Source organism: Streptococcus sp. 27098_8_103, from assembly GCF_041432345.1.
Classification (GTDB): domain Bacteria; phylum Bacillota; class Bacilli; order Lactobacillales; family Streptococcaceae; genus Streptococcus; species Streptococcus mitis_BV.
This window is the reverse complement of the sequence record NZ_JAPVZK010000005.1, coordinates 43,132-69,679: the sequence shown is the minus strand read 5'-3', so window position 1 is coordinate 69,679 and position 26,548 is coordinate 43,132. Positions and strand designations below refer to the sequence as shown.

At 40.9% G+C, this 26,548-nt stretch carries 28 protein-coding genes, 1 riboswitch and 2 other annotated features; of the genes, 17 read left to right on the top strand and 11 right to left on the bottom strand.

Annotated features, from left to right (window positions below):
* Positions 1–29: 29 nt before the first annotated feature.
* From O3599_RS02460 to O3599_RS02445, 4 genes are all read right to left on the bottom strand, one after another.
* Positions 30–1,292 (bottom strand): nucleobase:cation symporter-2 family protein, encoded by a 1,263-nt coding sequence (locus tag O3599_RS02460; protein WP_371511851.1) that lies wholly within the window; start codon positions 1,290–1,292, stop codon positions 30–32.
* Positions 1,292–1,873 (bottom strand): xanthine phosphoribosyltransferase, encoded by a 582-nt coding sequence (locus tag O3599_RS02455; protein ID WP_125851996.1) that lies wholly within the window; start codon positions 1,871–1,873, stop codon positions 1,292–1,294. The genes O3599_RS02460 and O3599_RS02455 overlap by 1 nt, the downstream gene beginning before the upstream one ends.
* Positions 1,874–2,199: 326 nt before the next feature.
* Positions 2,200–2,295: riboswitch (purine riboswitch) on the bottom strand.
* A 217-nt stretch (positions 2,296–2,512) separates the two neighbouring features.
* The gene (locus tag O3599_RS02450) at positions 2,513–2,899 is read right to left on the bottom strand and encodes a VOC family protein (RefSeq protein WP_020901633.1); all 387 of its coding nucleotides are present in this window, start codon (positions 2,897–2,899) and stop codon (positions 2,513–2,515) included.
* Between the two features lie 11 nt (positions 2,900–2,910).
* The gene (locus O3599_RS02445) at positions 2,911–3,738 is read right to left on the bottom strand and encodes an exodeoxyribonuclease III (protein ID WP_020901634.1); all 828 of its coding nucleotides are present in this window, start codon (positions 3,736–3,738) and stop codon (positions 2,911–2,913) included.
* 133 nt (positions 3,739–3,871) lie between these two features.
* Here O3599_RS02445 and O3599_RS02440 point away from each other — a divergent pair, with 133 nt between their 5' ends.
* From O3599_RS02440 to trpA, 14 genes are all read left to right on the top strand, one after another.
* Positions 3,872–4,327 carry a DUF3290 family protein gene (locus O3599_RS02440; protein WP_020900359.1) on the top strand — a complete coding sequence of 152 codons (456 nt, stop codon included), beginning with the start codon at positions 3,872–3,874 and terminating at the stop codon, positions 4,325–4,327.
* Positions 4,324–4,959, top strand: a complete 636-nt coding sequence (locus tag O3599_RS02435) for a DUF421 domain-containing protein (protein WP_000174453.1) — start codon at positions 4,324–4,326, stop codon at positions 4,957–4,959. Before O3599_RS02440 ends, O3599_RS02435 begins: the two co-directional genes overlap by 4 nt.
* Positions 4,960–5,119: 160 nt before the next feature.
* Entirely contained in the window at positions 5,120–6,865 is a 1,746-nt protein-coding gene (locus O3599_RS02430; RefSeq protein WP_000022595.1) for an ABC transporter ATP-binding protein, read from the top strand.
* Positions 6,855–8,597, top strand: coding sequence for an ABC transporter ATP-binding protein (locus O3599_RS02425; protein ID WP_247939507.1), 1,743 nt, complete (start codon positions 6,855–6,857; stop codon positions 8,595–8,597). The genes O3599_RS02430 and O3599_RS02425 overlap by 11 nt, the downstream gene beginning before the upstream one ends.
* Positions 8,598–8,780: 183 nt before the next feature.
* On the top strand, positions 8,781–9,473 hold the full coding sequence (locus O3599_RS02420; RefSeq protein WP_049502473.1) for a sugar transferase: 693 nt from the start codon (positions 8,781–8,783) through the stop codon (positions 9,471–9,473).
* A gap of 42 nt (positions 9,474–9,515) precedes the next feature.
* A complete protein-coding gene (locus O3599_RS02415; RefSeq protein ID WP_049502472.1) occupies positions 9,516–10,745 on the top strand; it encodes a DegT/DnrJ/EryC1/StrS aminotransferase family protein in 1,230 nt (409 codons plus the stop codon).
* A 34-nt stretch (positions 10,746–10,779) separates the two neighbouring features.
* Positions 10,780–11,011, top strand: a binding site (T-box leader).
* A gap of 161 nt (positions 11,012–11,172) precedes the next feature.
* Complete coding sequence (gene trpB, locus O3599_RS02410) at positions 11,173–12,351, top strand: tryptophan synthase subunit beta (RefSeq protein ID WP_261081031.1); 1,179 nt, start codon at positions 11,173–11,175, stop codon at positions 12,349–12,351.
* Positions 12,348–12,573 (top strand) — a binding site (T-box leader). It overlaps the preceding gene by 4 nt.
* 71 nt (positions 12,574–12,644) lie before the next feature.
* Positions 12,645–14,006 (top strand): anthranilate synthase component I, encoded by a 1,362-nt coding sequence (gene trpE / locus O3599_RS02405; protein WP_371511847.1) that lies wholly within the window; start codon positions 12,645–12,647, stop codon positions 14,004–14,006.
* Positions 14,003–14,569 carry an aminodeoxychorismate/anthranilate synthase component II gene (locus O3599_RS02400; RefSeq protein WP_000601916.1) on the top strand — a complete coding sequence of 189 codons (567 nt, stop codon included), beginning with the start codon at positions 14,003–14,005 and terminating at the stop codon, positions 14,567–14,569. Before trpE ends, O3599_RS02400 begins: the two co-directional genes overlap by 4 nt.
* Before the next feature lie 10 nt (positions 14,570–14,579).
* Entirely contained in the window at positions 14,580–15,584 is a 1,005-nt protein-coding gene (trpD, locus tag O3599_RS02395) for an anthranilate phosphoribosyltransferase (protein ID WP_033684824.1), read from the top strand.
* Positions 15,581–16,348 carry an indole-3-glycerol phosphate synthase TrpC gene (gene trpC, locus O3599_RS02390; protein ID WP_261027395.1) on the top strand — a complete coding sequence of 256 codons (768 nt, stop codon included), beginning with the start codon at positions 15,581–15,583 and terminating at the stop codon, positions 16,346–16,348. The genes trpD and trpC overlap by 4 nt, the downstream gene beginning before the upstream one ends.
* Positions 16,335–16,934: a phosphoribosylanthranilate isomerase gene (locus O3599_RS02385; protein ID WP_261027397.1), complete on the top strand. Its 600-nt coding sequence runs from the start codon at positions 16,335–16,337 to the stop codon at positions 16,932–16,934. Before trpC ends, O3599_RS02385 begins: the two co-directional genes overlap by 14 nt.
* On the top strand, positions 16,912–18,135 hold the full coding sequence (gene trpB, locus O3599_RS02380) for a tryptophan synthase subunit beta (protein WP_261027398.1): 1,224 nt from the start codon (positions 16,912–16,914) through the stop codon (positions 18,133–18,135). The genes O3599_RS02385 and trpB (O3599_RS02380) overlap by 23 nt, the downstream gene beginning before the upstream one ends.
* On the top strand, positions 18,128–18,904 hold the full coding sequence (gene trpA, locus O3599_RS02375) for a tryptophan synthase subunit alpha (RefSeq protein WP_261046231.1): 777 nt from the start codon (positions 18,128–18,130) through the stop codon (positions 18,902–18,904). The genes trpB (O3599_RS02380) and trpA overlap by 8 nt, the downstream gene beginning before the upstream one ends.
* On the opposite strand, the gene O3599_RS02370 is transcribed toward trpA, so the two are convergent.
* Entirely contained in the window at positions 18,876–19,535 is a 660-nt protein-coding gene (locus O3599_RS02370) for an A24 family peptidase (RefSeq protein WP_125431400.1), read from the bottom strand. The two genes, trpA and O3599_RS02370, sit on opposite strands and share 29 nt — an antisense overlap.
* A 69-nt stretch (positions 19,536–19,604) precedes the next feature.
* Here O3599_RS02370 and O3599_RS02365 point away from each other — a divergent pair, with 69 nt between their 5' ends.
* Both O3599_RS02365 and O3599_RS02360 read left to right on the top strand, forming a co-directional pair.
* Positions 19,605–20,060, top strand: a complete 456-nt coding sequence (locus O3599_RS02365) for an N-acetyltransferase (RefSeq protein WP_247939511.1) — start codon at positions 19,605–19,607, stop codon at positions 20,058–20,060.
* Positions 20,061–20,078: 18 nt separating this feature from the next.
* Positions 20,079–20,372: a transposase gene (locus tag O3599_RS02360; RefSeq protein ID WP_312023170.1), complete on the top strand. Its 294-nt coding sequence runs from the start codon at positions 20,079–20,081 to the stop codon at positions 20,370–20,372.
* Positions 20,373–20,481: 109 nt separating this feature from the next.
* On the opposite strand, the gene O3599_RS02355 is transcribed toward O3599_RS02360, so the two are convergent.
* The 5 genes from O3599_RS02355 to O3599_RS02335 form a co-directional block, all read right to left on the bottom strand.
* Positions 20,482–20,685: a CsbD family protein gene (locus O3599_RS02355; RefSeq protein WP_000109960.1), complete on the bottom strand. Its 204-nt coding sequence runs from the start codon at positions 20,683–20,685 to the stop codon at positions 20,482–20,484.
* Positions 20,686–20,715: 30 nt separating this feature from the next.
* Positions 20,716–21,324, bottom strand: a complete 609-nt coding sequence (locus O3599_RS02350) for an Asp23/Gls24 family envelope stress response protein (protein WP_033684829.1) — start codon at positions 21,322–21,324, stop codon at positions 20,716–20,718.
* Positions 21,325–21,354: 30 nt separating this feature from the next.
* Positions 21,355–21,525, bottom strand: a complete 171-nt coding sequence (locus O3599_RS02345; protein ID WP_000455064.1) for a DUF2273 domain-containing protein — start codon at positions 21,523–21,525, stop codon at positions 21,355–21,357.
* Between the two features lie 11 nt (positions 21,526–21,536).
* A complete protein-coding gene (gene amaP / locus O3599_RS02340; RefSeq protein WP_020901648.1) occupies positions 21,537–22,109 on the bottom strand; it encodes an alkaline shock response membrane anchor protein AmaP in 573 nt (190 codons plus the stop codon).
* A 78-nt stretch (positions 22,110–22,187) separates the two neighbouring features.
* The gene (locus tag O3599_RS02335; RefSeq protein WP_025170701.1) at positions 22,188–22,424 is read right to left on the bottom strand and encodes a GlsB/YeaQ/YmgE family stress response membrane protein; all 237 of its coding nucleotides are present in this window, start codon (positions 22,422–22,424) and stop codon (positions 22,188–22,190) included.
* A 375-nt stretch (positions 22,425–22,799) separates the two neighbouring features.
* On the opposite strand from O3599_RS02335, the gene mgaSpn reads away from it, so the two are divergent.
* Positions 22,800–24,281, top strand: a complete 1,482-nt coding sequence (gene mgaSpn / locus O3599_RS02330) for a virulence factor transcriptional regulator MgaSpn (RefSeq protein WP_371511843.1) — start codon at positions 22,800–22,802, stop codon at positions 24,279–24,281.
* Positions 24,282–24,745: 464 nt separating this feature from the next.
* On the opposite strand, the gene O3599_RS02325 is transcribed toward mgaSpn, so the two are convergent.
* Positions 24,746–25,891 carry a low temperature requirement protein A gene (locus O3599_RS02325; protein WP_261032347.1) on the bottom strand — a complete coding sequence of 382 codons (1,146 nt, stop codon included), beginning with the start codon at positions 25,889–25,891 and terminating at the stop codon, positions 24,746–24,748.
* Between the last annotated feature and the right edge of the window lie 657 nt (positions 25,892–26,548).

Genomic DNA, 26,548 nt, shown 5'->3' with positions numbered 1-26,548 from the left:
AACAAAAAAGAGGCTCACACCTCTTTTTCTTATTTCTTTTTATGATTTAATACGGCATTGAGGACAATGGCAAGTAGGCTGGCTACGACGATTCCGTTTGAGAAGAACATTTGGAAGGCTGTCGGCATGCTGACAAATAGATTACTGTTGTTGAGTCCGACACCTGCAGCGATTGAAACTGCTGCGATAAGGAAGTTGTGTTCATTGTTAGCAAAGTCAACGCGGGCAAGGATTTGCATCCCTTGAATCGATACAAAACCAAACATCACCAGCATAGCACCACCGAGGACAGGACTTGGAATGATTTGGGCAAGGGCACCAAACTTAGGAAGGAGTCCCAGGAGAACCAGGAAACCAGCTGCGTAGTAGATTGGCAGGCGAGTCTTGATACCTGACAATTTAACCAACCCAACGTTTTGTGAAAATCCTGTGTAAGGGAAAGTGTTAAAGATTCCTCCGAGAAGTACGGCCAAACCTTCTGCACGGTAACCGTTGCGCAGGCGCGTGCTGTCGATAGGGTCTTTCGTGATATCAGACAAGGCTAGGTAAACACCAGTGGATTCAACCATAGACACCGTTGCGATGATACACATCATGACAATAGATGAGATTTCAAAGGTTGGCATCCCAAAGTAGAGTGGAGTTGGGACATGGACAAGTGGTGCTGCTGCAACAGGCGAGAAGTCAACCAAGCCCATGGTAGCAGCAATGGCAGTCCCAACAACCAAACCAATCAAAATAGAGATAGACTTGATAAATCCTTTGGTAAAGATGTTGATCAAGAGGATAATCAGAACAGTGATAGCTGCAAGCAAGAGACTCTGACCAGTTGGCTCTGGAACGTTATTTCCCATATTTCCAATAGCGACAGGAATCAAGGTTAAACCAATAGTGGTAATAACAGATCCTGTTACGATAGATGGGAAGAGATTGGCCACTTTTGAGAAGATGCCTGAAACAAGAACAACGTAAATCCCTGATGCGATAAGGGCACCAAACATAGCGCCACTACCATGGCTTTGTCCAATCATAATCAAGGGAGCTACCGACTGGAAGGCAACTCCAAGAACGACTGGGAGTCCAATCCCAAAGTATTTGTTGAGTTGGAGTTGGAGGAAGGTTGCCACACCACACATGAAGATATCTGTGGAAATCAAGTAGGTCAACTGCTCAACTGAATAGCCAAGGGCAGTCGCAATCATGATGGGAACCAGGATGGATCCTGAGTACATGGCTAGTAAGTGCTGCAAGCCAAGAACGGCTGCTTGCGAGTGTTTTTCTTGAGTTTGCATTAGAGATCTGCCTCCTTAAATATGACTTGACCATTTTCAAAACGATCCAAACGAGCGAGTGATAGAACAGGGTAGCCTGCTTTTTCAAGCAAATCACGGCCATCTTGGAAGGATTTTTCAATCACAATACCGATAGCTTCGACTGTGGCTCCAGCTTGTTCGATGATTTGAATCAAGCCTTTAGCAGCTTGGCCATTAGCAAGGAAATCGTCGATAATCAAGACCTTGTCCTCTGGTGAGAGGAATTTTCCAGCGATAGAAACAGTGCTGGTCACTTGCTTGGTAAAGGAGTAAACTTCGGCAGTTAAGATACCTTCGTTCATAGTGATGTTTTTAGCTTTTTTAGCGAAAATCATGGGAACGTTTAAGGCTTCAGCTGTAAAAACGGCTGGAGCAATACCTGACGCTTCAATGGTTACAACCTTGGTAATGCCAGCAGCAGTAAATTTTTCCGCAAAAACCTTACCAATCTCTCGCATCAAGCTAAAGTCAACTTGGTGGGTTAAAAAGGAATCCACCTTGAGGATGTTGTCACCCAAGATATGCCCATCCTTGAGGATGCGCTCTTCTAATAATTTCATAAGACCTCCTAAAGTCTAAAAGCCAGTTTACTTGTTGGTTAAATGTTTCTATGGTGATCCAGTTTGCTAGTACTATATATTTGATAAAACTAGTACGAGCGAAGCGAGTCTTATCAAATATTTCCCGTTGTAGTGGTATCATAGACAATAAGTTTGTTATTGTCTATGACGGAATTTTTGAGACTTTTGGCTCAAAAATTAGGGATGAAATTCCAAAGGAAGTTGCTCCCGTCCGCACTAATTAAGGGAAATATTAAAAATATTCAAAAAGGACCTACTTAATCTCTAAGTAAGTCCCCAAAATAGGCATGGCAAAAACGACCATACCTCACTTCTGACTTACTTATTGTTAGGTGTTCCGGCACCTTGTAGAAACATCGTGCCAATTCACGACATAAACAAGTAAAATGATATTCAATTTCAAATAGGCTTGAGCCAACGTTTTTATTTTACACTAAATAACTTTAGAAATCAAATGTTTTGTCAGTGTTTTGGAATAAAAAACGAACAAATTGAAGAAAAATTGACAAAATCTCAATTATAGGCTAACATTTAGAAGTATTTTTCATCATAAAAGACATATTATCAAGATTCTTCAAGATCTGACAATATGCCTTTTTCTGATTTGAAAGATTTTTTCTATTCGCTAAATCTTAAAAAATAGCCATCTGGATCCAAAATCGCAAATTCATGGGGATATATAAAGCTATCTCCTACTCGAAATTCTCTTTTGGTTAGCGGACGATGGATAGGATAGTCAGCTTCCAGCAGTTTTTGGTGGAGCTGAGGGACATCTTCAATGCCAAAGGAAATATTGACACCGCGCCCGAAAGGATAGGTTAGTTGGGCTAATTCTTCTGTGCTGCCTTCTTCTAGCATAAGTTGGCAGTCTTCAAGCGAGAGGAAGAGAAATTTCTCCTCTGGACGCTCGTATTCGACAGAAAATCCCAGCAAGTCGCAGTAGAAGTGGCGTGACTTTTCGAGGTCAGATACTACAAATTCAGGAATGACAGCTTGATAGTCCATTAGCTTTCTCCTTAGAGCTCAATCTCCATGACAATGGGTGTGTGGTCTTGGCGCGCACCAGAGTCAATCATATCAGACTTGGTCACCTTGTCAGCGATGCGGTTACTTGTGAGCCAGTAGTCGATTCTCCAGCCTGTATTGTTGATTTTAGAAGTCTTGCTGCGCTGTGCCCACCAAGTGTAGCGTTCTGGAACATCGCCGTGAATGTGGCGGAAGGTGTCCGTAAATCCAGTTGCCAAGAGGTTGGTAAATCCAGAACGTTCCTCGTCGGTAAATCCTGGTGAACGGCGGTTGCTAGCAGGATTTGCAAGGTCGATTTCATTGTGGGCTACGTTGTAGTCGCCGGTCGCAAGGACTGGTTTTTCTTTGTCTAGTTGAGCTAAATACTCCGCATATTTGACATCCCAGACTTGACGTTCTTCCAAGCGTTTGAGACCATCACCAGCATTTGGAGTGTAAACTTGCGTTACGAAAAATTCATCAAATTCCAAGGTGATGATGCGGCCTTCCAAGTCCATGGTAGAAGGGGCACCGATTTCTGGGAAAGTGACAGTAGGTGTAAGTTCTTTCTTATAAAGGAACATGGTTCCAGCATAGCCTTTACGAGCAGGCTCTTGGGAAGAACGCCACGTGTTTTCGTAGCCTGGGAAGAGTTCTTCTAAAATTTCCAAGTGTTTCTTTGTAGGCCCTTTGGCAGAAAGCTTGGTTTCTTGGATAGCAATAATATCAGCATTTTCAGCGACCAAGGTTTGTAGGACTTCTTGGGACAATTTGGCACGAGCTGAGTCACTAGTTAGGGCTGCATTGAGGGAATCAATATTCCATGAGATAAGTTTCATAAAGTTACCTTTTTCATTCAGATTATAGATTTTATTATACCAAAAAAAGGTCTATTTCCCCAACGTATGGCTTGAAAAATCACTCTCTTTCGTTTATAATTAAGAATGATTTTATGAAAGGGAGTGAAAATAAATGAAATTTTACTCATATGACTATGTACTTAGCCAAATCAGTCAGCAAAATGGCATCATGATTGGCTTTGGAATTGTTCTCCTAGCTATCACAGGATTTTTTGCCTTTAAGGCCTATCGAGATAAAAAGGGGACTAAGTTTCGGGAATTGGTCATGATTTTGGCCTTGACCTTAGTGGCCATGCTTTTAGTGACAATTTCAAAATACCAGACCAATCAAGCCTCTAACAATCAATTTCAAACCTCCCTTCATTTCATAGAGGTTGTTTCCAAAGACTTGGGAGTGGATAAATCAGAAGTCTATGTCAATACTTCTGCAGCCACTGATGGAGCGCTTGTCAAGGTAGGTTCAAATGTCTATCGTGCCATGAACGGGAGCCAACCAGACAAGTATCTTTTAGAGAAATTAGAATTGCATCAAACAGATGCTATTGAATTGGTGGAGGTAAACAAATGACACTCAATTATATGGAAATTTTAATCAAACTGGCCTTGGGGCTCTTCTCGCTTGTTTTTGTTATCAATGTGACAGGAAAGGGGAACCTAGCACCTAACTCTGCGACAGACCAAATTCAGAACTATGTTCTCGGTGGTATCATCGGTGGGGTGATTTACAATAGTTCTATCAGTATTCTCCAGTATGCAGTGATTTTGATGATGTGGACGATTTTGGTCTTGACCCTCAAGTGGCTCAATAACAATGTTCGTTTTGTGAAACGCTTGATTGATGGTAAACCGACTCTGCTCATCAAAAATGGGCAGATTGACCCAGAAGCCTGTCGTTCAGTTGGTTTGTCTGCGGCAGAAGTTGCTCTCAAACTTCGTAGCCAAGGGATTTTCCAGATGAAACAGGTCAAACGCGCTGTGCAGGAGCAAAATGGCCAACTCATCGTGGTCCAAATAGGAGATGAAAATCCTAAGTATCCAGTTGTGACTGACGGTGTGATCCAAGTCGATGTCTTGGAAACGATTGGCCGTAGCGAAGAGTGGCTGCTTGATAATCTCAGCAAACAAGGACATGACAATGTAGCCAATATCTTTATCGCTGAGTATGACAAGGGTGCGGTCACAGTCGTAACCTATGAATAAGAAAAGCCTGGGGTCTTGTACTCTTCGAAAATCAAATTCAAACTGCGTCAACGTCGCCTTGCCGTACTCGAGTACAGCCTGCGGCTAGTTTCCTAGTTTGCTCTTTGATTTTCATTGAGTATTGGCCTCAGGTTTTCATTTGCAATCAGAAAGGGATTTTATGTCCATTATTCAAAAACTTTGGTGGTTTTTCAAGTTAGAAAAACGCCGTTATCTAGTCGGAATTGTGGCCCTGGTCTTGGTTTCCGTCCTCAATCTCATTCCACCTATGGTCATGGGGCGGGTGATTGATGCCATCACATCGGGACAATTAACCCAGCAGGACCTCCTTCTTGACCTATTTTACTTGCTACTTGCTGCCTTTGGGATGTACTATCTGCGCTATGTTTGGCGTATGTATATCCTCGGTACTTCCTACCGTTTGGGACAGATTATGCGCTCTCGCTTATTTGAGCATTTCACAAAAATGTCTCCAGCCTTTTATCAAACCTACAGGACGGGGGACCTGATGGCACACGCAACCAACGATATCAATGCCCTAACGCGTCTGGCAGGGGGAGGGGTTATGTCAGCGGTGGATGCCTCAATCACAGCTTTAGTGACCTTGTTGACCATGCTCTTTAGCATTTCATGGCAAATGACCTTGGTTGCCATTCTTCCCCTGCCTTTCATGGCCTATGCGACCAGTCGTCTAGGTAGAAAGACTCACAGAGCCTTTGGAGAGTCCCAAGCTGCCTTTTCTGAACTCAATAACAAGGTGCAGGAGTCTGTATCAGGTATCAAAGTGACCAAATCTTTCGGTTATCAGGCAGACGAGCTGGAGTCTTTTCAGGCAGTCAATGAATTGACCTTCCAAAAGAACCTGCAAACCATGAAATACGATAGTCTCTTTGACCCCATGGTTCTCTTGTTTGTTGGCTCCTCCTATGTTTTAACGCTTTTGGTCGGTTCCTTGATGGTTCAGGAAGGGAAAATCACGGTTGGAAATCTGGTTACCTTTATCAGCTACTTGGATATGCTGGTTTGGCCTCTTATGGCTATCGGTTTCCTCTTTAATATCACTCAGCGAGGGAAGGTTTCCTACCAGCGGATTGAGGAACTCTTGTCTCAGGAATCACCTGTACAAGATCCTGAGTTTCCTTTAGATGGCATTGTAAACGGGCGCTTGCAGTATGATATTGATAGCTTTGCCTTTGAAAATGAGGAAACACTGACGGATATTCACTTTAGCTTGGAAAAAGGGCAAACACTGGGCTTGGTTGGTCAGACAGGCTCTGGAAAAACGTCCTTGATTAAGCTTCTCTTGCGTGAATACGATGTGGACAAGGGAGCCATTTATCTAAATGGTCATGATATTAGAGATTATCGTCTGACAGACCTTCGTAGTCTTATGGGTTATGTTCCTCAGGATCAATTCCTCTTTGCGACTTCTATCTTAGACAATATTCGCTTTGGAAATCCGAACTTGACCCTTTCTGCAGTCGAGGAAGCGACTAAGCTAGCTCAAGTTTATCAAGACATTGTAGACATGCCTCAGGGATTTGAGACCATTATCGGTGAAAAGGGAGTCAGTCTTTCTGGTGGTCAAAAGCAGCGTCTGGCCATGAGTCGGGCTATGATTTTAGATCCAGATATCTTGATTTTGGATGATTCTTTGTCGGCCGTGGATGCCAAGACAGAATATGCGATTATCGACAACCTTAAGGAGACGCGAAAGGACAAGACAACCATTATTACGGCTCATCGCCTGAGTGCAGTTGTCCATGCAGATCTAATCTTGGTTCTGCAAAATGGTCAAATTATTGAACAGGGCACACACGAAGACTTGCTAGCTTTGGATGGCTGGTATGCCCAAACCTACCAGTCTCAGCAGATGGAAATGAAAGGAGAAGAAGATGCAGAATAAGAAAGAACAATGGACTGTATTGAAGCGCTTGATGTCCTATCTCAAGCCTTACGGCCTCCTGACCTTTTTGGCACTCAGTTTTCTCCTAGCGACGACGGTCATCAAAAGTGTCATTCCCCTTGTGGCTTCCCACTTTATCGACCAGTATCTGAGTAATCTTAACCAACTAGCCATTACCGTTTTGCTGGCCTACTATGGCCTTTATATCCTACAAACTGTAGTTCAGTATGTCGGTAATCTTCTCTTTGCACGGGTGTCATACAGTATTGTTAGGGATATTCGTCGGGATGCCTTTGCCAATATGGAGAAATTGGGCATGTCCTATTTTGACAAGACACCAGCAGGCTCTATCGTCTCTCGTTTGACAAATGACACCGAGACCATCAGCGATATGTTTTCGGGGATTTTATCTAGCTTTATCTCAGCAGTTTTCATCTTTCTGACAACTCTTTATACCATGTTGGTATTGGATTTTCGTTTGACAGCATTAGTCTTGCTCTTTCTCCCCTTGATCTTCCTTTTGGTCAATCTCTATCGGAAAAAATCAGTGAAAATCATTGAGAAAACCAGAAGTCTCTTGTCAGATATCAATAGTAAGCTGGCAGAGAATATCGAGGGCATCAGGATTATTCAGGCCTTTAATCAAGAGAAGCGCCTGCAGGCGGAATTCGATGAAATCAACCAAGAACACTTGGTCTATGCCAACCGTTCTGTAGCCTTGGATGCCCTCTTTTTGCGCCCTGCCATGAGTTTGCTGAAACTCCTAGGATACGCTGTTTTGATGGCCTATTTTGGCTATCGTGGTCTTTATCTGGGAATAACGGCAGGAACCATGTATGCCTTTATCCAGTATATCAATCGTCTCTTTGATCCCTTGATTGAAGTGACGCAAAACTTCTCAACCCTGCAAACGTCTATGGTTTCTGCAGGTCGTGTCTTTTCCCTGATAGACGAGAGGACCTATGAACCTCTTCAAGAAAATGGCCAGGCTAAAGTCAAAGAAGGCAATATCCGTTTTGAACATGTGTGTTTCTCATATGACGGGAAACATCAGATTCTGGATGATATTTCCTTTTCGGTTAACAAGGGTGAAACCATTGCATTTGTAGGCCATACAGGTTCAGGGAAATCTTCGATTATTAATGTCCTCATGCGCTTTTATGAATTTCAATCAGGGCGAGTTCTCTTGGACGATGTGGATATTAGGGACTACAGTCAGGAAGAGCTGAGAAAAAACATCGGTCTGGTCTTGCAGGAACCCTTCCTCTATCATGGAACCATTAAGTCCAATATCGCCATGTACCAAGACATTAGTGATGAGCAGGTCCAGGCTTCTGCAGCCTTCGTGGATGCAGATTCCTTTATTCAAGACCTTCCTCAGGGTTACGACTCACCTGTGTCCGAGCGTGGTTCGAGCTTTTCAACTGGACAGCGCCAGCTTCTTGCCTTTGCTAGAACAGTTGCCAGTCAGCCCAAAATCTTGATTTTGGATGAAGCGACAGCAAATATTGACTCTGAAACAGAAAGTCTGGTTCAAGCTTCACTGGCTAAGATGAGACAGGGACGAACAACCATTGCTATCGCTCACCGCCTTTCTACCATCCAAGACGCCAACTGTATCTATGTTTTGGACAAGGGGCGCATCATCGAGAGCGGAAGCCATGAGGAACTTTTGGCCTTGGGAGGAACCTATCACAAGATGTATAGTTTGCAGGCAGGGGCCATGGCCTAATACTCTTTGAAAATCTATTCAAGTCAGGTCAGCTTTATCTGCAACCTAAAAGCTGTACTTTGATTTTCATTGAGTGTAAGAAGGAAATCCTTCAAATTACAGATTTCTTTCACCGCCTTTTCCATTTTGTGGTATAATGAAAAATGTTGACAAATAGTATAATAAAAACAAAGGAGAAACAGCATGCTGAAATGGGAAGACTTGCCCGTGGAAATGAAATCAAGCGAGGTTGAGTCTTACTACCAGCTTGTCTCTAAAAGGAAGGGTTCGCTGATTTTCAAGCGTTGTTTGGACTGGGTTCTAGCCTTGGTTGTACTTGTTCTGACCTCTCCCATCTTTCTCATCTTGAGCATTTGGATCAAGTTGGATAGCAAGGGGCCAGTGATTTACAAGCAAGAGCGCGTGACCCAGTACAATCGACCTTTCAAGATTTGGAAGTTCCGTACCATGGTGACGGATGCGGATAAACAAGGGAGTCTGGTGACTTCTGCTAACGATAGCCGCATTACCAAGGTTGGCAATTTTATCCGCCGTGTCCGTTTGGACGAACTGCCTCAGTTGGTCAATGTTCTTAAAGGTGAGATGTCCTTTGTAGGGACGCGTCCTGAAGTGCCTCGTTACACAGAGCAGTATAGCCCTGAGATGATGGCAACCTTGCTTTTGCCAGCAGGGATTACCTCTCCAGCCAGCATCAACTACAAGGATGAGGACACTATCATCAGTCAAATGACGGAGAAAGGTCTGTCGGTTGACCAAGCCTATGTCGAACACGTCCTTCCTGAAAAGATGCGCTATAACCTCGCCTATCTCCGAGAGTTTAGTTTCCTTGGAGACATCAAAATCATGTTTCAAACCGTGTTTGAAGTGCTAAAATAAAGTAGTCATGAGAAAATGAGTACAGATAAAAGGAGCAAATCAATGCCAAATTACAATATTCCATTTTCACCACCCGATATTACGGAAGCAGAAATTGCTGAAGTAGCGGATACCCTGCGTTCTGGTTGGATTACAACAGGTCCTAAGACAAAAGAACTGGAGCGTCGCTTGTCTCAATATACACAGACGCCTAAGACTGTCTGTCTTAACTCTGCGACTGCCGCTCTTGAGTTGATTTTACGCGTCTTGGAAGTGGGACCTGGTGATGAAGTCATCGTTCCAGCCATGACCTATACAGCTTCATGTAGTGTCATTACGCATGTGGGAGCAACCCCTGTCATGGTGGATATCCAAGCAGATACGTTTGAGATGGACTATGACTTGCTCGAGCAAGCCATTACTGAAAAGACCAAGGTGATTATCCCAGTAGAACTTGCAGGTATTGTTTGCGACTATGATCGTTTGTTCCAAGTTGTGGAGAAAAAACGTGATCTCTTTACCGCTTCAAGCAAGTGGCAAAAAGCCTTTAACCGTATTGTGATTGTTTCTGATAGTGCCCATGCTTTGGGATCTACTTATAAAGGACAACCAGCTGGTTCTATCGCTGACTTTACTTCCTTCTCATTCCATGCTGTTAAGAACTTTACAACGGCTGAGGGAGGAAGTGCGACTTGGAAGGCCAATCCAGCGATTGACGATGAAGAGATGTACAAGGAATTTCAAATCCTTTCCCTTCATGGTCAAACTAAGGATGCTCTTGCTAAGATGCAACTGGGTTCATGGGAATACGATATCGTCACACCAGCCTACAAGTGCAATATGACAGATATCATGGCTTCCCTTGGTTTGGTACAATTGGACCGTTACCCTAGCTTGCTTGACCGTCGTAAGGAAATCGTGGATCGCTATGATCGTGGTTTTGCAGGTTCTCGCATCCATCCATTGGCACACAAGACTGAAACTGTCGAATCTTCACGCCACCTTTACATCACCCATGTAGAAGGAGCGAGCTTAGAAGAACGCAATCTTATCATCCAAGAATTAGCTAAAGCAGGAATTGCAAGTAATGTACACTACAAACCACTTCCGCTCTTGACAGCCTATAAGAATCTTGGCTTTGATATGGCGAATTATCCTAAGGCTTATGCCTTCTTTGAAAATGAAATTACGCTCCCTCTTCACACTAAATTAAGCGATGAAGAAGTGGACTATATCATTGAGACTTTCAAAACAGTTTCTGAAAAAGTACTAGCTTCATCAAAAAAATTGTAAAAAAGTCTTGACAAAGAAAAAACAAAGTATTAAAATAAGTTCAATAAATCAGAAAAGTAACTATTTTTGATCTTCAGGGAGCCTGTGGTGATTGTGAACAGGTGGTTGGAAGTAGTGAAAGTGGGCTGATTTTAAAAATGAATTTGAAACAATGAAAATTCGGTTCGCACACCTTACAGTGCAACTTGTTGTTAGACAAGGTAGAGATGTAAAGGGGAATAGTCCCTTTATAATTGAGGTGGCACCGCGTTACCAACGCCCTCACACGGAAGTTTATTCTGTGTGTGGGCTTTTTTCTATCCGTCATTTTGTTTATCTTTTATTAGGGCGTTAAGTCGCTTTGATGAACTTGAGTTCTATCTGCAGCTCCTTGCCTACTACTAAAAGCAAACAAAAAGTCGAATAAATACAGAAAGAGGAAAATTTTATGACAACTAAAGGTTATTTTGGACAATTTGGTGGTAGTTTTGTACCGGAGCCGATTCAGGCTTTGTTGGATGAGTTGGAAGTGACATTTGAAAAGTACAAGGATGATCCAGAGTTTTTGGCAGAATTTCGTCATTACTTGAAGGATTATTCCGGTCGCGAAACACCTCTCTATTTTGCAGAAAGTTTGACAGAGCACCTAGGTGGAGCTAAGATTTATCTCAAGCGCGAAGATCTTAACCACCTTGGTTCTCACAAACTCAACAACGTTTTAGGTCAGATTCTTCTGGCTAAACGCATGGGCAAAAAACGAGTGATTGCGGAAACAGGAGCTGGTCAGCACGGTGTTGCGACAGCAGCGGCTGCAGCCAAGTTTGGTATGGCCTGTGATGTCTACATGGGGGCAGAGGATGTGGAGCGTCAACGTCTCAATGTTTTCCGTATGGAGATGATGGGAGCAACTGTTCACGCAGTTGAAACAGGGACTCGTACCCTCAAAGATGCTGTTGATGCAGCCTTTGGAGCATGGATGAATGACCTTGAAGCCTTCTATGTTCTGGGATCTGCTGTAGGTCCTCACCCTTATCCTACAATTGTCCACGAGTTCCAAAAGGTCATCAGTGAAGAATCTCGCCGTCAAATCTTAGAAAAAGAAGGTCGTTTACCAGACTACGTTATTGCCTGTGTAGGTGGTGGTTCTAATGCTATTGGTGCATTTTCTCAGTATGTGGCTGATGAAGAAGTCAAATTGGTTGGGGTTGAAGCTGCTGGTCACGGACTTGATACAGACAAGCACGCAGCTACTATGACAAAAGGTAGTATCGGAATTGTTGACGGTATGAAGACCTATGCAGTCTTTAAGGAAGATGGAGAGCTGGCTCCAGTTTACTCTATCTCAGCTGGATTGGACTATCCAGGGGTTGGCCCAGAACACGCTTACTTTAAAGATTCAGGTCGCGTGGAATATGTTGCAGCGACAGACGAAGAAGCTGTTCAGGCTCTCCTCCTTCTCAGCAAGACTGAAGGAATTATCCCAGCTATTGAAAGCTCACACGCTATCGCAGAAGCAGTTAAACGTGCACCGAAACTAAGTAAAGACGACACTATCATCATCAATGTCTCTGGTCGTGGAGACAAGGACGTAGCTGCTATTGCAGACTACCTAGAAGCTAAAAAATAAAAGATGGAAAAATTACAGTCTTTTCTCTCACAGAGAGCTTGTGTTTGCTGGAAACAAGCAGAGAAAGCTGTAAGGTTGGGTCCATCTGAGACAAGAGAAGAAAACATAATTCTCAAGGGAGTGCCCTTTATCGCACAACCTGTTACAGGAGGTTTCTGAGACAGGAATGAGAGATAGGAGAAATCCTATAATTGAGGTGGCACCGCGAATTTCGTCCTCACGCAAGTTGTTTTGCGTGGGGATTTTTCATACAGTCGCCACGGACTAGAAGTAGAACTGAAAGGGAAATTACAATGGAACGAATCATTCATGGAGATGTTTTATCACCAATCTTGGCTTATATGCGCCTAAAGGGGCAACACAAGGTTATTTTAGAGAGTATTCCGAGAGACAAGGAAACAGCTCGTTTTTCTATCCTAGCTTATAATCCAGTTTTTGAGATTAAGTTTGAAAATGGAGTTCTCTATCAAAATGGTCAAGTGATTGATCAGGATCCCTTGGATTTCCTTTATGAAGTGACTCATAAGAGCCAGCACCATTCAGACCTACCTTTTGGTGGGGGAGCCATTGGTTTTGTTGGTTACGATATGATTTCGCTTTATGAAGAAATTGGTCAAATCCCTCAAGATACAATTGGGACTCCAGACATGCATTTCTTTGTCTATGAGAGTTACATGGTCTTTGACCACAAGAAGGAAAAAATTCATGTCATCGAGGATGCTCTCTATAGTGAGCGTAGTCAAGAAGACTTGGAAAAAGCCTTAAACCAAGTGCTTGAGGAATTACGCATCCCTGCTCCAAATGAATTTGAAGACTTGGATCTATCTCCGTTAGACTTCAAACCGCATATCGCTCCTCAAAAATTTGAGGAAATGGTGGAAACAGCTCGTGACTTGATTCGTAATGGCGACATGTTCCAGTGCGTACTCAGTCAGCGCTTCTCAGCAGAAGTTACTGGAAATCCATTTGACTTCTACAGAAATCTCCGCGTGACTAATCCTTCTAATTACCTTTATTTCTATGATTTTGGAGATTATCAAATCATCGGTGCCAGTCCAGAAAGTTTGGTTTCTGTCAAAAACGGCATCGTAACAACCAATCCGATTGCAGGTACGCGACCAAGAGGAGCTACGGATGAAGAAGACAAGGCTTTGGCGACAGACCTGCTTTCGGATGAGAAGGAAACAGCAGAGCATCGGATGTTAGTAGACTTGGGACGAAATGATATTGGTCGCATCTCTGAAACGTCCAGTGTCCAAGTCACCAAGTATATGGAAGTGGAGCTCTTTCGCTATGTTATGCATTTGACCAGCGTGGTCAAGGGGCGTTTGCTTCCAGAACTCATTGCCATGGATGCCTTGAAAGCAACACTTCCTGCTGGAACCGTTTCTGGAGCACCAAAGATTCGAGCGATGAGACGCATCTATGAACTGGAAACAGAAAAACGTGGCGTATACGCAGGAGCAATCGGCTACTTATCTGCGACGGGTGATATGGATTTCGCCATTGCCATCCGAACGATGATTCTCAAAAATCAAACAGCCTATGTGCAGGCTGGGGCAGGGATTGTCTACGACTCCATCGCCCAAAATGAATACCAAGAAACCATTAACAAGGCTAAATCTATGACTAGAATTGGAGAACTAAGACCATGATTTTATTGATTGACAACTATGATTCTTTTACCTATAACTTGGCCCAATACATTGGGAATTTTGCAGAAGTTCAGGTCTTGAGAAATGATGATCCCAGGCTGTATGAAGAAGCTGGAAAAGCAGATGGTCTGGTCTTTTCGCCCGGTCCTGGTTGGCCAGTTGATGCTGGAAAGATGGAAGACATGATTCGTGATTTTGCTGGCAAGAAGCCGATTCTTGGGATTTGTTTGGGCCACCAAGCTATCGCAGAAGTCTTTGGCGGTAAGCTAGGCTTGGCTCCCAAAGTCATGCATGGGAAACAGAGCAATATCAACTTTGAAGCGCCATCTGTTCTGTATCAAGGTATCGAGGATGGCCGTGCAGTCATGCGTTACCACAGTATTTTGATTGAAGAAATGCCAGAAGACTTTGAAGTGACAGCTCGTTCGACTGATGACCAAGCCATCATGGGAATTCAACATAAAAATCTACCGATTTATGGCTTCCAGTACCATCCAGAGAGCATTGGAACGCCAGATGGCTTGTCTTCTATTCGGAATTTTATCGAGAAGGTTGTAAAGTGAGGAAACTAGGATGAAAGAGATTATTGAAAAACTAGCAAAATTTGAAAATTTATCAGGTGTGGAAATGACGGATGTCATTGAGCGTATCGTAACTGGCCGTGTAACGGAGGCGCAGATTGCTTCTCTCCTTTTGGCTCTTAAGATGAAGGGGGAAACACCTGAGGAACGCACAGCCATTGCCCAAGTCATGAGAGGACATGCCCAACATATTCCAACTGAGATTCATGATGCCATGGACAACTGTGGTACAGGTGGGGACAAGTCTTTCAGCTTTAACATCTCCACAACTGCAGCCTTTGTCTTGGCTGGTGGTGGTGTTCACATGGCAAAACACGGTAATCGCTCGATTTCTTCTAAATCTGGTTCTGCAGATGTCCTCGAAGCCTTAGGCATCAACCTAGACCTCAAACCAGCTGAATTAGGTAAGGTCTTTGATAAAACTGGTATCGTCTTTCTCTTTGCTAAAAATATGCACCCAGCAATGAAATACATCATGCCAGCTCGTTTGGAATTGGGAATTCCAACAATCATGAACTTGACTGGTCCTCTGATTCACCCAATGACTTTGGAAACACAGCTTCTTGGTATTAGTCGTCCAGAACTTCTAGAAAGTACAGCTCAGGTTTTGAAAAATATGGGTCGCAAACGTGCTATAGTGGTTGCTGGTCCAGAAGGATTGGACGAAGCTGGTTTGAATGGAACAACCAAGATTGCCCTTCTTGAAAATGGCGAAATCACCTTGTCAAGCTTTACTCCAGAAGATCTAGGGATGGAACGCTACGCTATCGAAGATATTCGTGGAGGCAACGCTCAGGAAAATGCAGAAATTTTGCTTAGAGTTCTTAAAAATGAACCAAGTCCATTCTTGGAAACGACAGTTTTAAATGCTGGTCTTGGTTTCTATGCTAATGGCAAGGTAGCTAGCATCAAGGATGGAGTTGCCTTGGCCCGCGAAGTCATTGCTAGTGGCAAGGCCCTTGAAAAACTCAGACTGTTACAGGAGTACCAAAAATGAGTCAGGAATTTTTAGCACGAATTTTGGAGCAGAAGGCGCGTGAGGTCGAGCAGATGGAGCTGGAGGAAATCCAGCCCCTGCGCCAGACCTATCGTTTAGCTGACTATCTAAAACAACATCAAGACCGTTTACAGGTAATCGCAGAAGTCAAGAAGGCTAGCCCTAGTCTGGGAGATATCAATCTAGATGTGGATATTGTGCAACAGGCCCAGACTTATGAAGCGAACGGAGCAGTGATGATTTCTGTTCTGACAGATGAAGTTTTCTTTAAAGGACATTTGGATTATCTACGGGAGATTTCCAGTCAGGTAAACATTCCAACGCTTAACAAGGACTTTATCATCGATGAAAAGCAAATCATCCGCGCTCGCAATGCAGGTGCGACAGTCATCCTGCTTATTGTGGCCGCCTTGTCCGAAGAACGCCTCAAGGAACTTTATGACTATGCGACAGAGCTTGGTCTGGAAGTCTTGGTGGAAACTCACAATCTAGCTGAACTAGAAGTGGCTCATAGACTTGGTGCTGAGATTATTGGGGTCAATAACCGCAACTTGACCACCTTTGAAGTTGACTTGCAGACCAGTGTAGATTTGGCTAAATATTTCAAAGATGATTGCTTGTACATTTCTGAATCTGCTATTTTCACAGGGCAGGATGCGGAACGAGTAGCACCATACTTTAATGGAATTTTAGTTGGGACAGCTCTCATGCAGGCAGAGGATGTGGCTCAAAGAATCAAGGAGTTGCAGATTGACAAAAGTTAAGATTTGTGGACTATCGACCAAAGAAGCGGTGGAAACAGCCGTATCAGCAGGAGCCGACTACATCGGTTTTGTCTTTGCACCTAGTAAAAGACAGGTGACCTTGGATCAGGCTGTTGAGCTGGCAAAGCTTATTCCTGCAGATGTCAAAAAGGTTGGTGTATTTGTTTCACCAAGTCGGGCAGAACTGCTAGAAGTCATTGACAAAGTTGGCTTGGACTTGGTTCAAGTTCACGGTCAGGTGGCAGATGATTTGTTTGCGGATTTGCCTTGTGCCAGTATTCAGGCTGTGCAGGTGGATGGAGAGGGTCATGTGCCCAATTCTCAGGCAAACTATCTACTCTTTGATGCCCCTGTGGCTGGGAGTGGTCAGACCTTTGACTGGGCTCAACTGGATACGATTGGACTAACTCAGCCTTTCTTTATCGCAGGTGGGCTTAAGGAAGACAATGTCGTAAAAGCAATTCAACACTTTACTCCCTATGCAGTCGATGTATCGAGCGGAGTGGAGACAGATGGACAAAAAGATCATGAAAAGATTAGAAGATTTATAGAGAGGGTAAAGAATGGCATATCAAGAACCAAATAAAGATGGATTTTACGGAAAATTCGGCGGACGTTTTGTCCCAGAAACATTGATGACAGCAGTTTTGGAGTTGGAGAAGGCCTACCGTGAAAGTCAGGCAGACCCAAGTTTCCAGGAGGAATTGACCCAGCTCTTACGTCAGTACGTAGGTCGTGAAACTCCGCTTTACTACGCAAAAAATTTGACCCAGTATATTGGCGGAGCCAAGATTTATCTTAAACGTGAAGACCTTAACCATACAGGGGCCCACAAGATTAACAATGCCTTGGGACAAGTTCTTCTGGCTAAACGCATGGGTAAAAAGAAAATTATTGCTGAAACAGGTGCTGGTCAGCACGGTGTAGCAACTGCAACAGCTGCAGCCCTCTTTAACATGGAATGTACTATCTACATGGGCGAGGAAGATGTCAAACGCCAAGCCCTCAATGTCTTTCGTATGGAGCTTTTGGGAGCTAAGGTTGAGGCAGTGACAGACGGTTCGCGCGTGCTCAAAGATGCGGTCAATGCAGCCCTCCGTTCATGGGTAGCTAATATCGATGATACCCACTATATCCTTGGTTCTGCTTTGGGGCCTCATCCTTTCCCAGAAATTGTTCGTGACTTCCAAAGTGTCATCGGTAGAGAAGCTAAACAACAGTACCGTGACTTAACAGGTCAAGATTTACCAGATGCCCTAGTAGCTTGTGTTGGTGGTGGTTCTAACGCTATCGGTCTCTTCCATCCATTTGTAGAAGATGAGTCAGTAGCTATGTATGGAGCTGAAGCAGCAGGACTTGGTGTGGATACAGAGCATCACGCAGCTACCTTGACCAAGGGTCGTCCTGGTGTTCTTCACGGTTCTCTCATGGATGTGCTCCAAGATGCCCATGGTCAAATTCTTGAAGCCTTCTCTATCTCAGCAGGTTTGGACTATCCTGGTATCGGTCCAGAACATTCTCACTACCACGATATTAAACGTGCCAGCTATGTCCCTGTGACAGACGAAGAAGCCTTGGAAGGATTCCAGCTCTTGTCTCGTGTGGAAGGGATTATTCCAGCCTTGGAATCTAGTCATGCTATCGCCTTTGCGGTGAAATTGGCCAAAGAACTTGGACCAGACAAATCCATGATAGTCTGTCTATCAGGTCGTGGGGACAAGGATGTGGTTCAAGTCAAAGACCGCTTGGAAGCAGATGCAGCAAAGAAGGGAGAAGCTCATGCCTAAGACACTAACAGAAAAATTAAACGCTATAAAAGCAGCTGGAAAAGGAATTTTTGTTCCCTATATCATGGCTGGAGACCACGAGAAAGGTTTGGATGGTCTAGGAGAAACAATCCACTTTTTAGAAGATTTGGGTGTCTCTGCCATTGAAGTGGGCATTCCCTTTTCAGACCCTGTTGCAGATGGACCTGTGATTGAAGAAGCAGGCTTGCGCAGTCTAGCCCACGGAACTTCTACCCAGGCTTTGGTTGAAACCTTAAAAACCATTGAAACAGAGGTTCCACTGGTCATCATGACCTACTTCAACCCCCTCTTTCAGTACGGTGTGGAGAACTTTGTCAAAGATTTGGCAGATACAGCGGTTAAGGGATTGATTATCCCAGACCTGCCTCATGAACATGCTAATTTTGTAGAGCCATTTTTGGCAGATACAGACATGGCCTTGATTCCTCTAGTTAGTTTGACGACAGGGATTGAGCGTCAGAAAGAGTTGATTGAAGGGGCAGAAGGTTTTGTCTATGCGGTTGCCATCAATGGGGTTACAGGGAAATCAGGCAATTACCGTGCAGACTTGGACAAGCACTTGGCACAATTGCATCAAGTGGCTGACATCCCAGTCTTGACAGGTTTTGGGGTGTCTAGTCAAGCCGATGTAGAACGCTTCAATGCGGTGTCAGATGGTGTTATCGTTGGTTCGAAAATTGTAAAAGCTCTCCATGAAGGAGAGCAGATTCAGGACTTTATCAAACAAGTAGTAGCTTACCAAAAATAATCACACAAGCAGCGAGCAAGAGGAAAGGCACGAAAGGAAGTCTTTCCTTTTTCTTTTGCAGGAGAAAGGCTAGAATTCCCGTAGCAGAAGCAAACTGAATCAAGATCAGCAATTCGGTCGCACTAAAGACGAGAGCGCAAGAAGCTAGAAAGAGAAAATCCCCTGCTCCCATGCGGATATCGATAAAATGAGCCAAAAAGCCAAGAGCAAGGAAAAAGACCATGACCAGATTCCAGCCAGAGCAGGCTATTAGGAGTAGATGGAAAGTCATCCAGACCAGTAAGGGATATTCCTGATGGCGAAAGTCGTAGATGCCCAAGGTCAAACCAGCAGTGATTAGGATGACTTGCCCCAAGGAAAGAAAACCCCAAGACCAAGATAGAAAGAGGAGACCTAAGCCTAGTTCAAAGAGGGCATACCAGATAGGATAAGGAGCCTTGCAGTAGCGACAGCGAAAGCGATTGAAGACCTGCGAGAGAATCGGAATCAAATCTAAGGGACGCAAGCGAGTCTGACAGGAATCGCAGTGACTGGCTGGATTGATAATGGATTGCTCTGGAAAACGGTCAATGACCAAACCAAGAAAGGAAGCGAGAATGCTCCCGACAAGAAAAAAATAAAAATCAATCATACTTATCTATTCGTAAAAAATGGGAGAAGTAGTATAATGGAGAAACATAGATAAGATGGTGAGGCAAATATGACAATTCGTTTTGAAGAAAAGGTGAGCACAGAAAACGCTCAATTCGTATGCCAATGGTCCAACTCCCTTGGCAAATCCTTTCAAGAACAATGGATGGGACCAATGATTCCTTTTCCACTGACCCTTCAAGCCTTGCAAGATTTAGAAGGAATCTTTTCAATCTTTGAAGGACAAGAGTTTGTGGGGGTTATCCAGAAAATCAGGCAAGAAGACAGTAATCTTCATATTGGAAGATTTTTTATCAATCCTCAGAAACAGGGGCAAGGCTTAGGTAGGCAGGCTTTAAGGAAATTTGTTAGTTTGGTCTTTGAAAATAGAGATATAGACAGCATCTCTCTAAATGTCTTCGAGGCAAATCAAAGAGCTCAGAATCTTTACCAAAAAGAAGGATTTGAAATCGTTCAAATAGTTGAAGAACCTGTACGAAAATACATCATGAAAAAGAGGAGGTAGAAATCAAACAGCCTTGAAATCAATGTTGACTGCGATGATGAACCTGAATCAGCCCCTCAAAAGGGTCTGTATATGAATGAACGTTACCAGTGTTTAAAAACTAAAGAATATCAGGCACTTTTATCTTCCAAGGGTAGACAAATTTTCGCTAAACGTAAGATTGATATGAAATCTGTCTTTGGGCAGATAAAGGTTTGTTTGGGTTATAAGAGATGTTATCTGAGAGGTAAACGTAAAGTGAGAATTGACATGGGATTCGTACTCATGGTCAACAACCTGCTGAAATATAATAAGAGAAAGAGGCAAAATTAAAAAGCTAGAGTTCCGCAATTGGAAATCTCTAGCTTTTTGTTTTCTGAGAATCATCTTGACTCAGACTCTTTTGACTAATGTTACTAAAAAGATAAAGCAACTTTTAGCCTTATTTATTGTCGCCACTCAACATGTTTTTAACACCTTCGATAGCACCTTCTACAGCGTCTTTGGCATCTTCAGCAACTTCTTTTACTTTAGAAACAACTTTTTCAGCTGTTCCTTCTTTTTCCATTTTTTCATCTCCGATGGCTTTCCCAACACCTTCTTTAATAGAACCTTTAGCTTGATTCAATTTTTCTTCTACTGACATGATAATTTCTCCTGTTATATTTATTTTATATTAGTTTACACGAGTTTTTTCGTGAGATACTACACCAGTTGCTGCACCTTTAACAGCTTCTACACCTTCGCTAACTTTTTCTTGAACAGTTGAGAAACCAGATCCAAGACCAGATTTAGCTTTTTCGAATTGTTCTGAAGCGAATTCTCCTGTTGATTCAGCAACGTCAGATACGCGATCTTGAAGGCTTACTGAGTCTGCTTCATGTTGTTCTTTTGTTTTGATGTCGACAACGTTTACGTTGATTTCAACAACTTCCAAGTCAGTCATTTTAGCAACTTCTGAAGATACGATTTCTCTGATTTCTGAATATAAAGCTGGAACATTTTTTTGGTACTCAGCAATAATGTTTAAGTCAACTGCAACTTGTGTTTTACCAACTTCTACGTTAACACCACTTGTTACGTCATCGCTGTTAACGATTTTTTCTTTAAGATTTGAGAAGAACCCACCGTCGATTCCCAAAAGACCTGAAACGTTTTCTAGTGACAGACCAATGATTTTTTGGATAACTTTATCTTCGTAAGTAAGTTCTCCTTTGATTTCGTGAGCTACAACAGTAGCATCTTTCTTTTCTACGTTAGTGTTAATGTTTTTTTCGTTTGACATATGAAACTCCTTTAATTAAATTAGTAATTTTTATTTATCTATATAGTTTTTTTCGATATATAATCCAGCTGCAACTCCCAGTGCTCCTAAAATCAATACAAATATTGTTTTGAAGAAGCCAAAGGAGATAATCAAACAAGCGAGAAATACGCCTATGAGACCTGCGATTATTGGATATCGATATTGTTTAAGCCATTCCATTTTTTACTTCCTTACTTCACACGACTAACAGTCTTTTTGTTTTGAGGTTTTGGTTTAGGCTGGTAGTCTTTTACTAGAACTTCTAGTTTAACCTGACGCTCAATACCAAAAAACTGCTTCAATCCATTAGTTATTTCATTTTGAATTAGTTGGCATCTGTCAGCGATGTTGTCCGAAGGAAGAATTTTACCTTCTACATGAACGAAACATTTATTTTTTCGTAAATTTACATGAACAGTTGGGTTCTTGATCAATCCATGATCACTCACCAAACTTCTAACAAAACCTTCGATTGCTGAATTCTTTAATTTCAATGTATCGTTTTTAGTTTCAAGTTGAATTTCCAAATAACGTTTAGGATAAAACAATACAACTAACATCGATAACAAAACTAAAGTTGATAGAGCCACTATCCCCCAGAATATATATCTAGAGAGATAAAATTCAACGAAATGATTCTGTCTCCAGCTAAATAGCTGAATGCCTAGATCACTAACTTGATGATAATCTATCAAAACAGGAAGGAAAATTGTCAAGATTAAAATACAGAAAATAATGAAACATATTTTCTTTGCTTTTGACATATACAATCCTTTCGATTTAACATTTAAACTATTTTTACCCGTCTAATCTATTTAAAAATAGTTTATTACTACAAGTAATTATTTTTTACCTGTAAAGAATGATACTACAGTAACAACAATTGCTGCTCCTGCAATAGATGGGATCAAAGCCATTCCAGCGATGGATGGGCCCCAACTACCTAAAAGGGATTGTCCTACAGATGACCCGACTAAACCAGCGAATACATTTGCGACGATTCCCATAGAAATACCTTTTTTAGTGATTCTACCTGCTACAAGTCCAATAAGACCTCCAGCAATGATTGACCACAATATTGCTTACCCTCCTTTTTTATTTTAATATCAAAAAATAAATCAATTCCTTTGATTATTGCTATTATATAATTTTGATATAAAATAATCAATTATTTTGATTATTATGTAATTTTAATATAAAAAAATCAAATTCTTTGATTGTTGCTATTATATAATTTTTAAAATTAAAAATATAATCTTTCGACTTGAATTTGATTCTGTATTTACGCCCTCAATAGACAGTAAAATAAGAAAATTGTTTATATATTGCCTCCGTAGTGTTATTATACGAAATAAAGGATCTTAGTAAAAGTCGTTACAGCATGTTATACCTATTCTTTGTGGTATAATTGCAAGAGGTTTAATCCGATAATTTATAAAGAGAGAAAGACATTCATGAGAGATTTATTATCTAAAAAAAGTCATAGGCAATTAGAATTATTAGAATTATTATTTGAACATAAACGATGGTTTCATCGTTCTGAACTAGCAGAGTTATTAAATTGTACAGAACGTGCAGTCAAAGATGATCTATCCCATGTTAAATCTGCTTTTCCTGACTTGATTTTTCATTCTTCTACTAATGGTATACGCATTATTAATACCGATGATAGTGATATTGAAATGGTTTACCATCATTTCTTTAAGCATTCAACTCATTTTTCGATTTTAGAATTTATCTTCTTTAGTGAAGGGTGTCAAGCTGAAAGTATTTGTAAAGAATTCTATATCAGTTCATCTTCGCTCTATCGTATTATTAGCCAAGTCAATAAAGTGATTAAAAGGCAATTTCAATTTGAAATCAGTCTGACCCCTGTTCAAATCATTGGAAATGAGAGAGACATTCGTTACTTTTTTGCACAATATTTTTCAGAAAAAAATTATTTCCTAGAATGGCCATTTGAAAATTTTTCATCAGAGCCCCTATCTCAATTGTTAGAATTGGTTTATAAGGAAACAAGCTTTCCAATGAATTTGTCAACTCATAGAATGCTAAAGTTGCTCCTAGTTACGAACCTATATAGAATAAAGTTTGGTCATTTCATGGAAGTAGAGAAAGACTCTTTTAACGATCAAAGTTTGGATTTTTTAATGCAGGTAGAAGGAATAGAAGGTGTTGCTAAGAATTTTGAATTAGAATACAATATCTCTTTAGATGAAGAAGTTGTTTGCCAATTATTTGTGTCTTACTTTCAAAAAATGTTTTTCATAGATGAAAGTCTCTTTTTGAAATGCGTAAAAAAGGATAGCTATGTTGAAAAATCTTACCATCTATTGAGTGATTTTATTGATCAGATTTCAGTCAAGTATCAGATTGAGATTGAGAATAAGGATAATCTGATTTGGCATCTGCATAATACTGCACATCTGTATCGTCAGGAGTTGTCCACTGAGTTTATTTTATTTGATCAAAAAGGGAATACAATCAGGAATTTTCAAAATATTTTCCCTAAATTTGTTTCAGATGTAAAAAAAGAGCTTTCTCATTATTTAGAGACTCTTGAAGTTTGTTCTAGTTCAATGATGGTAAATCATCTATCTTATACCTTCATCACTCATACCAAACATTTGGTGCTTAATCTACTACAAAATCAGCCAAAGCTGAAGGTTCTGGTTATGAGTAATTTTGATCAGTATCATGCCAAATCCGTTGCAGAGACACTTTCTTATTACTGTAGCAATAATTTTGAACTTGAAGTTTGGGATGAATTAGAGTTGTCCCTTGATGCTCTAAAAGAATCACCTTACGACATCATTATTTCAAATTTTATTATTCCACCTATTGAAAATAAGAGACTGATCTATTCCAATAATGTCAATACAGTCGCTCTCATTTCTTTGCTTAACGCAATGATGTTTGTTCGATTAGACGAGTAACTAAGAATAACAAAAAACGCTAGATAGCGTTTTTTTGTGATAAGAAAATAATTTCATCAATATTAGACTCAGAATATCCTAACAATCTTGTCATTTTTTTGTTCAGAATAACAAAAAAGCCTTATAAATCAAGGCTTTTTCCTGTTGATTTAGATGCCCCCTGCATGGATTTGTAAGAACTTTTCATATTGAAAATAAACAAAAATGTTGAAATATAGCTGATTTTAGGGAAATACTTTTAGGTGTTTTCAATGTCAGGATTTAAAAATGGGGCAAAAGTGGGGCAAAAACGAATGACTCGTATTTGGTTTGAAAACCTATAATACCTAATGATTGGGCCATACTAGATATATAGTGTTGTTATAAATAAATGTCAGTGCGAGTTCAAATCGGAGGATAAAATGGAAAAACAAATTAATGAAAAAAAGCCTTGGTTCCCAAAGCTTTTTAATGTTATAAACTCATTAAAATAACTCCCAGTTAGATTTGGAATATTTTTTATTCTGTGTCATATAAAAATAAATAAAATGAATGGCTATAGCTAGAGCTAAAATGGTTGTTATACTCACTACTATTATAGGATTAGAAGCAAAGATTAAAGAGAGAATCAAGGCAGCCAGATAGAGTGTCGCTTGGACACAGTAGTAACTTTTCGAATAGCGAAGATAGTGTTTGTTATGGGGCCCATTTACTAGGACAGCAGCTTGAAAGAGGCCAAATCCGATATAAGAGAAGCTGGTTGCAAAGAGACGATTAGCTTCAGGATTCAGAAGAAAACTCATCGAAACGGTCATCATAAGAAGTCCAATGAAAATAGGATAGTGACTGTAAATTAGAAATAGTCCCTTTTGATTAGATTTTTCATCAATAGCATGGTCGAATTGACCAAAATAAAACAAGAACAGAGAAATCATAATAATGAAATAAAGAACCGAATAAATCGAGAAATTCTCGATTGTAAAGAAGTTAGCTAGCTCCGTAATCATCTCTCCAAACATAATAATGACAAGAAGGGAGATGCGCTCGATTAAATGGGGGAGATTTACCTGGTAATGCTTATCTTTATTAAGCAAGATACTTGGCATAATAAATGTTAGCAGAATACTAGCAAATAAGATATAGACTCTAAGGTAAATAGGAAGAAGAGCTGCTAGATAGAATCCTAAACTTCCTAGACCTGTTATCCATAGAAAACCTTTGATACTTTCCCGATTAGCATCATCGGTTGATTTTCTAAAAAATTCAACCAAATATTGAAAAAATAAGGTAAGGGTTAATGTACCAATAGCCCAACAGAGATAATGAAAATATTGTTGCCAATCAGGTCCAATCATATTGGCTATAAAGAGTAAAATTCCCATTTTGATAAACATGATTACTATGTTAAATAAAGAGTTCTTTCCATAGCGATTGGTATAATCGGTTTGAATCATCCAGGAATCGATGAGAAACAAAGTAGCAATGAAAAAATCAAGGAAAGAATTCCAAGTCAAAATACCGTTATGAAGATGGTCAATTAAAGTAGTTACTTTTGAAATTGCAAAAACAAAAACTAGGTCATAAAAAAGTTCTGAAAATTCTACACGTTTATGTTTAATAAGAGTTGTCATCTTAAGACCTTTCTATTTTAGAAGTAAAATTTATTATAACAGAAAATGGTAATAAAAGAAAAGAAGATGCTTAAATAACTTCATGTGACGCGAATGAACTGCGCCACAAAAGTTAGGTTTTTTCTGTCTAACTTTTGGGGTGCAGTTCAGAAGGGGTGTTTTTTCTATCGTTTTTTAGTGCTAAGACTACACAAAAAAGCCTTGATTCCAAGGCTTTTCCTGTTGTATGTAGATGCCCCCATGGATTTGGGAGACTATATCATCTTGAAAGTAATTAAAAAGTTGAAATTTAAGTGATTTTCGGAAGGTACTTTTAGGTATTTTCAATGTCATGATTTAAAAATGGGACAAAAGTGGGGCAAAAACCATACAGATTCTAAACTGTATGGTTCTTTTTTTATCTAACCAAGAAAGGTTAAAACTTATTAAAACAAATGCAATCAACTGTTGAAAACTTTTTAGTCCGTGTAATATAAAAACAAGTAAAAAGTTGAACTATAGGGAATATTGTGTCATAATAGGTAATAGATGAATAATTAATAGATTGGAAATAATGCTTTCTTACCTTAACAAGTTGAATTGGTTATACATTTTTTCGTCGCAATTGTGTCTATCTCTCGAGTTTAGCTAGTTTTTATAAGCTCTGGTTTCTAATCA

Coding starts and splice junctions, on each gene's coding strand:
- O3599_RS02460 (WP_371511851.1), bottom strand. CDS start 1,292: ATGCAAACTCAAGAAAAACACTCGCAAGCAGCCGTTCTTGGCTTGCAG.
- O3599_RS02365 (WP_247939511.1), top strand. CDS start 19,605: ATGACAATTCGTTTTGAAGAAAAGGTGAGCACAGAAAACGCTCAATTC.
- O3599_RS02370 (WP_125431400.1), bottom strand. CDS start 19,535: ATGATTGATTTTTATTTTTTTCTTGTCGGGAGCATTCTCGCTTCCTTT.
- O3599_RS02355 (WP_000109960.1), bottom strand. CDS start 20,685: ATGTCAGTAGAAGAAAAATTGAATCAAGCTAAAGGTTCTATTAAAGAA.
- O3599_RS02455 (WP_125851996.1), bottom strand. CDS start 1,873: ATGAAATTATTAGAAGAGCGCATCCTCAAGGATGGGCATATCTTGGGT.
- trpB (WP_261027398.1), top strand. CDS start 16,912: ATGGCATATCAAGAACCAAATAAAGATGGATTTTACGGAAAATTCGGC.
- trpB (WP_261081031.1), top strand. CDS start 11,173: ATGACAACTAAAGGTTATTTTGGACAATTTGGTGGTAGTTTTGTACCG.
- O3599_RS02400 (WP_000601916.1), top strand. CDS start 14,003: ATGATTTTATTGATTGACAACTATGATTCTTTTACCTATAACTTGGCC.
- trpE (WP_371511847.1), top strand. CDS start 12,645: ATGGAACGAATCATTCATGGAGATGTTTTATCACCAATCTTGGCTTAT.
- mgaSpn (WP_371511843.1), top strand. CDS start 22,800: ATGAGAGATTTATTATCTAAAAAAAGTCATAGGCAATTAGAATTATTA.
- O3599_RS02350 (WP_033684829.1), bottom strand. CDS start 21,324: ATGTCAAACGAAAAAAACATTAACACTAACGTAGAAAAGAAAGATGCT.
- O3599_RS02415 (WP_049502472.1), top strand. CDS start 9,516: ATGCCAAATTACAATATTCCATTTTCACCACCCGATATTACGGAAGCA.
- O3599_RS02425 (WP_247939507.1), top strand. CDS start 6,855: ATGCAGAATAAGAAAGAACAATGGACTGTATTGAAGCGCTTGATGTCC.
- O3599_RS02435 (WP_000174453.1), top strand. CDS start 4,324: ATGACACTCAATTATATGGAAATTTTAATCAAACTGGCCTTGGGGCTC.
- O3599_RS02445 (WP_020901634.1), bottom strand. CDS start 3,738: ATGAAACTTATCTCATGGAATATTGATTCCCTCAATGCAGCCCTAACT.
- trpC (WP_261027395.1), top strand. CDS start 15,581: ATGAGTCAGGAATTTTTAGCACGAATTTTGGAGCAGAAGGCGCGTGAG.
- O3599_RS02430 (WP_000022595.1), top strand. CDS start 5,120: ATGTCCATTATTCAAAAACTTTGGTGGTTTTTCAAGTTAGAAAAACGC.
- O3599_RS02345 (WP_000455064.1), bottom strand. CDS start 21,525: ATGGAATGGCTTAAACAATATCGATATCCAATAATCGCAGGTCTCATA.
- trpA (WP_261046231.1), top strand. CDS start 18,128: ATGCCTAAGACACTAACAGAAAAATTAAACGCTATAAAAGCAGCTGGA.
- trpD (WP_033684824.1), top strand. CDS start 14,580: ATGAAAGAGATTATTGAAAAACTAGCAAAATTTGAAAATTTATCAGGT.
- O3599_RS02440 (WP_020900359.1), top strand. CDS start 3,872: ATGAAATTTTACTCATATGACTATGTACTTAGCCAAATCAGTCAGCAA.
- O3599_RS02420 (WP_049502473.1), top strand. CDS start 8,781: ATGCTGAAATGGGAAGACTTGCCCGTGGAAATGAAATCAAGCGAGGTT.
- amaP (WP_020901648.1), bottom strand. CDS start 22,109: ATGTCAAAAGCAAAGAAAATATGTTTCATTATTTTCTGTATTTTAATC.
- O3599_RS02325 (WP_261032347.1), bottom strand. CDS start 25,891: ATGACAACTCTTATTAAACATAAACGTGTAGAATTTTCAGAACTTTTT.
- O3599_RS02450 (WP_020901633.1), bottom strand. CDS start 2,899: ATGGACTATCAAGCTGTCATTCCTGAATTTGTAGTATCTGACCTCGAA.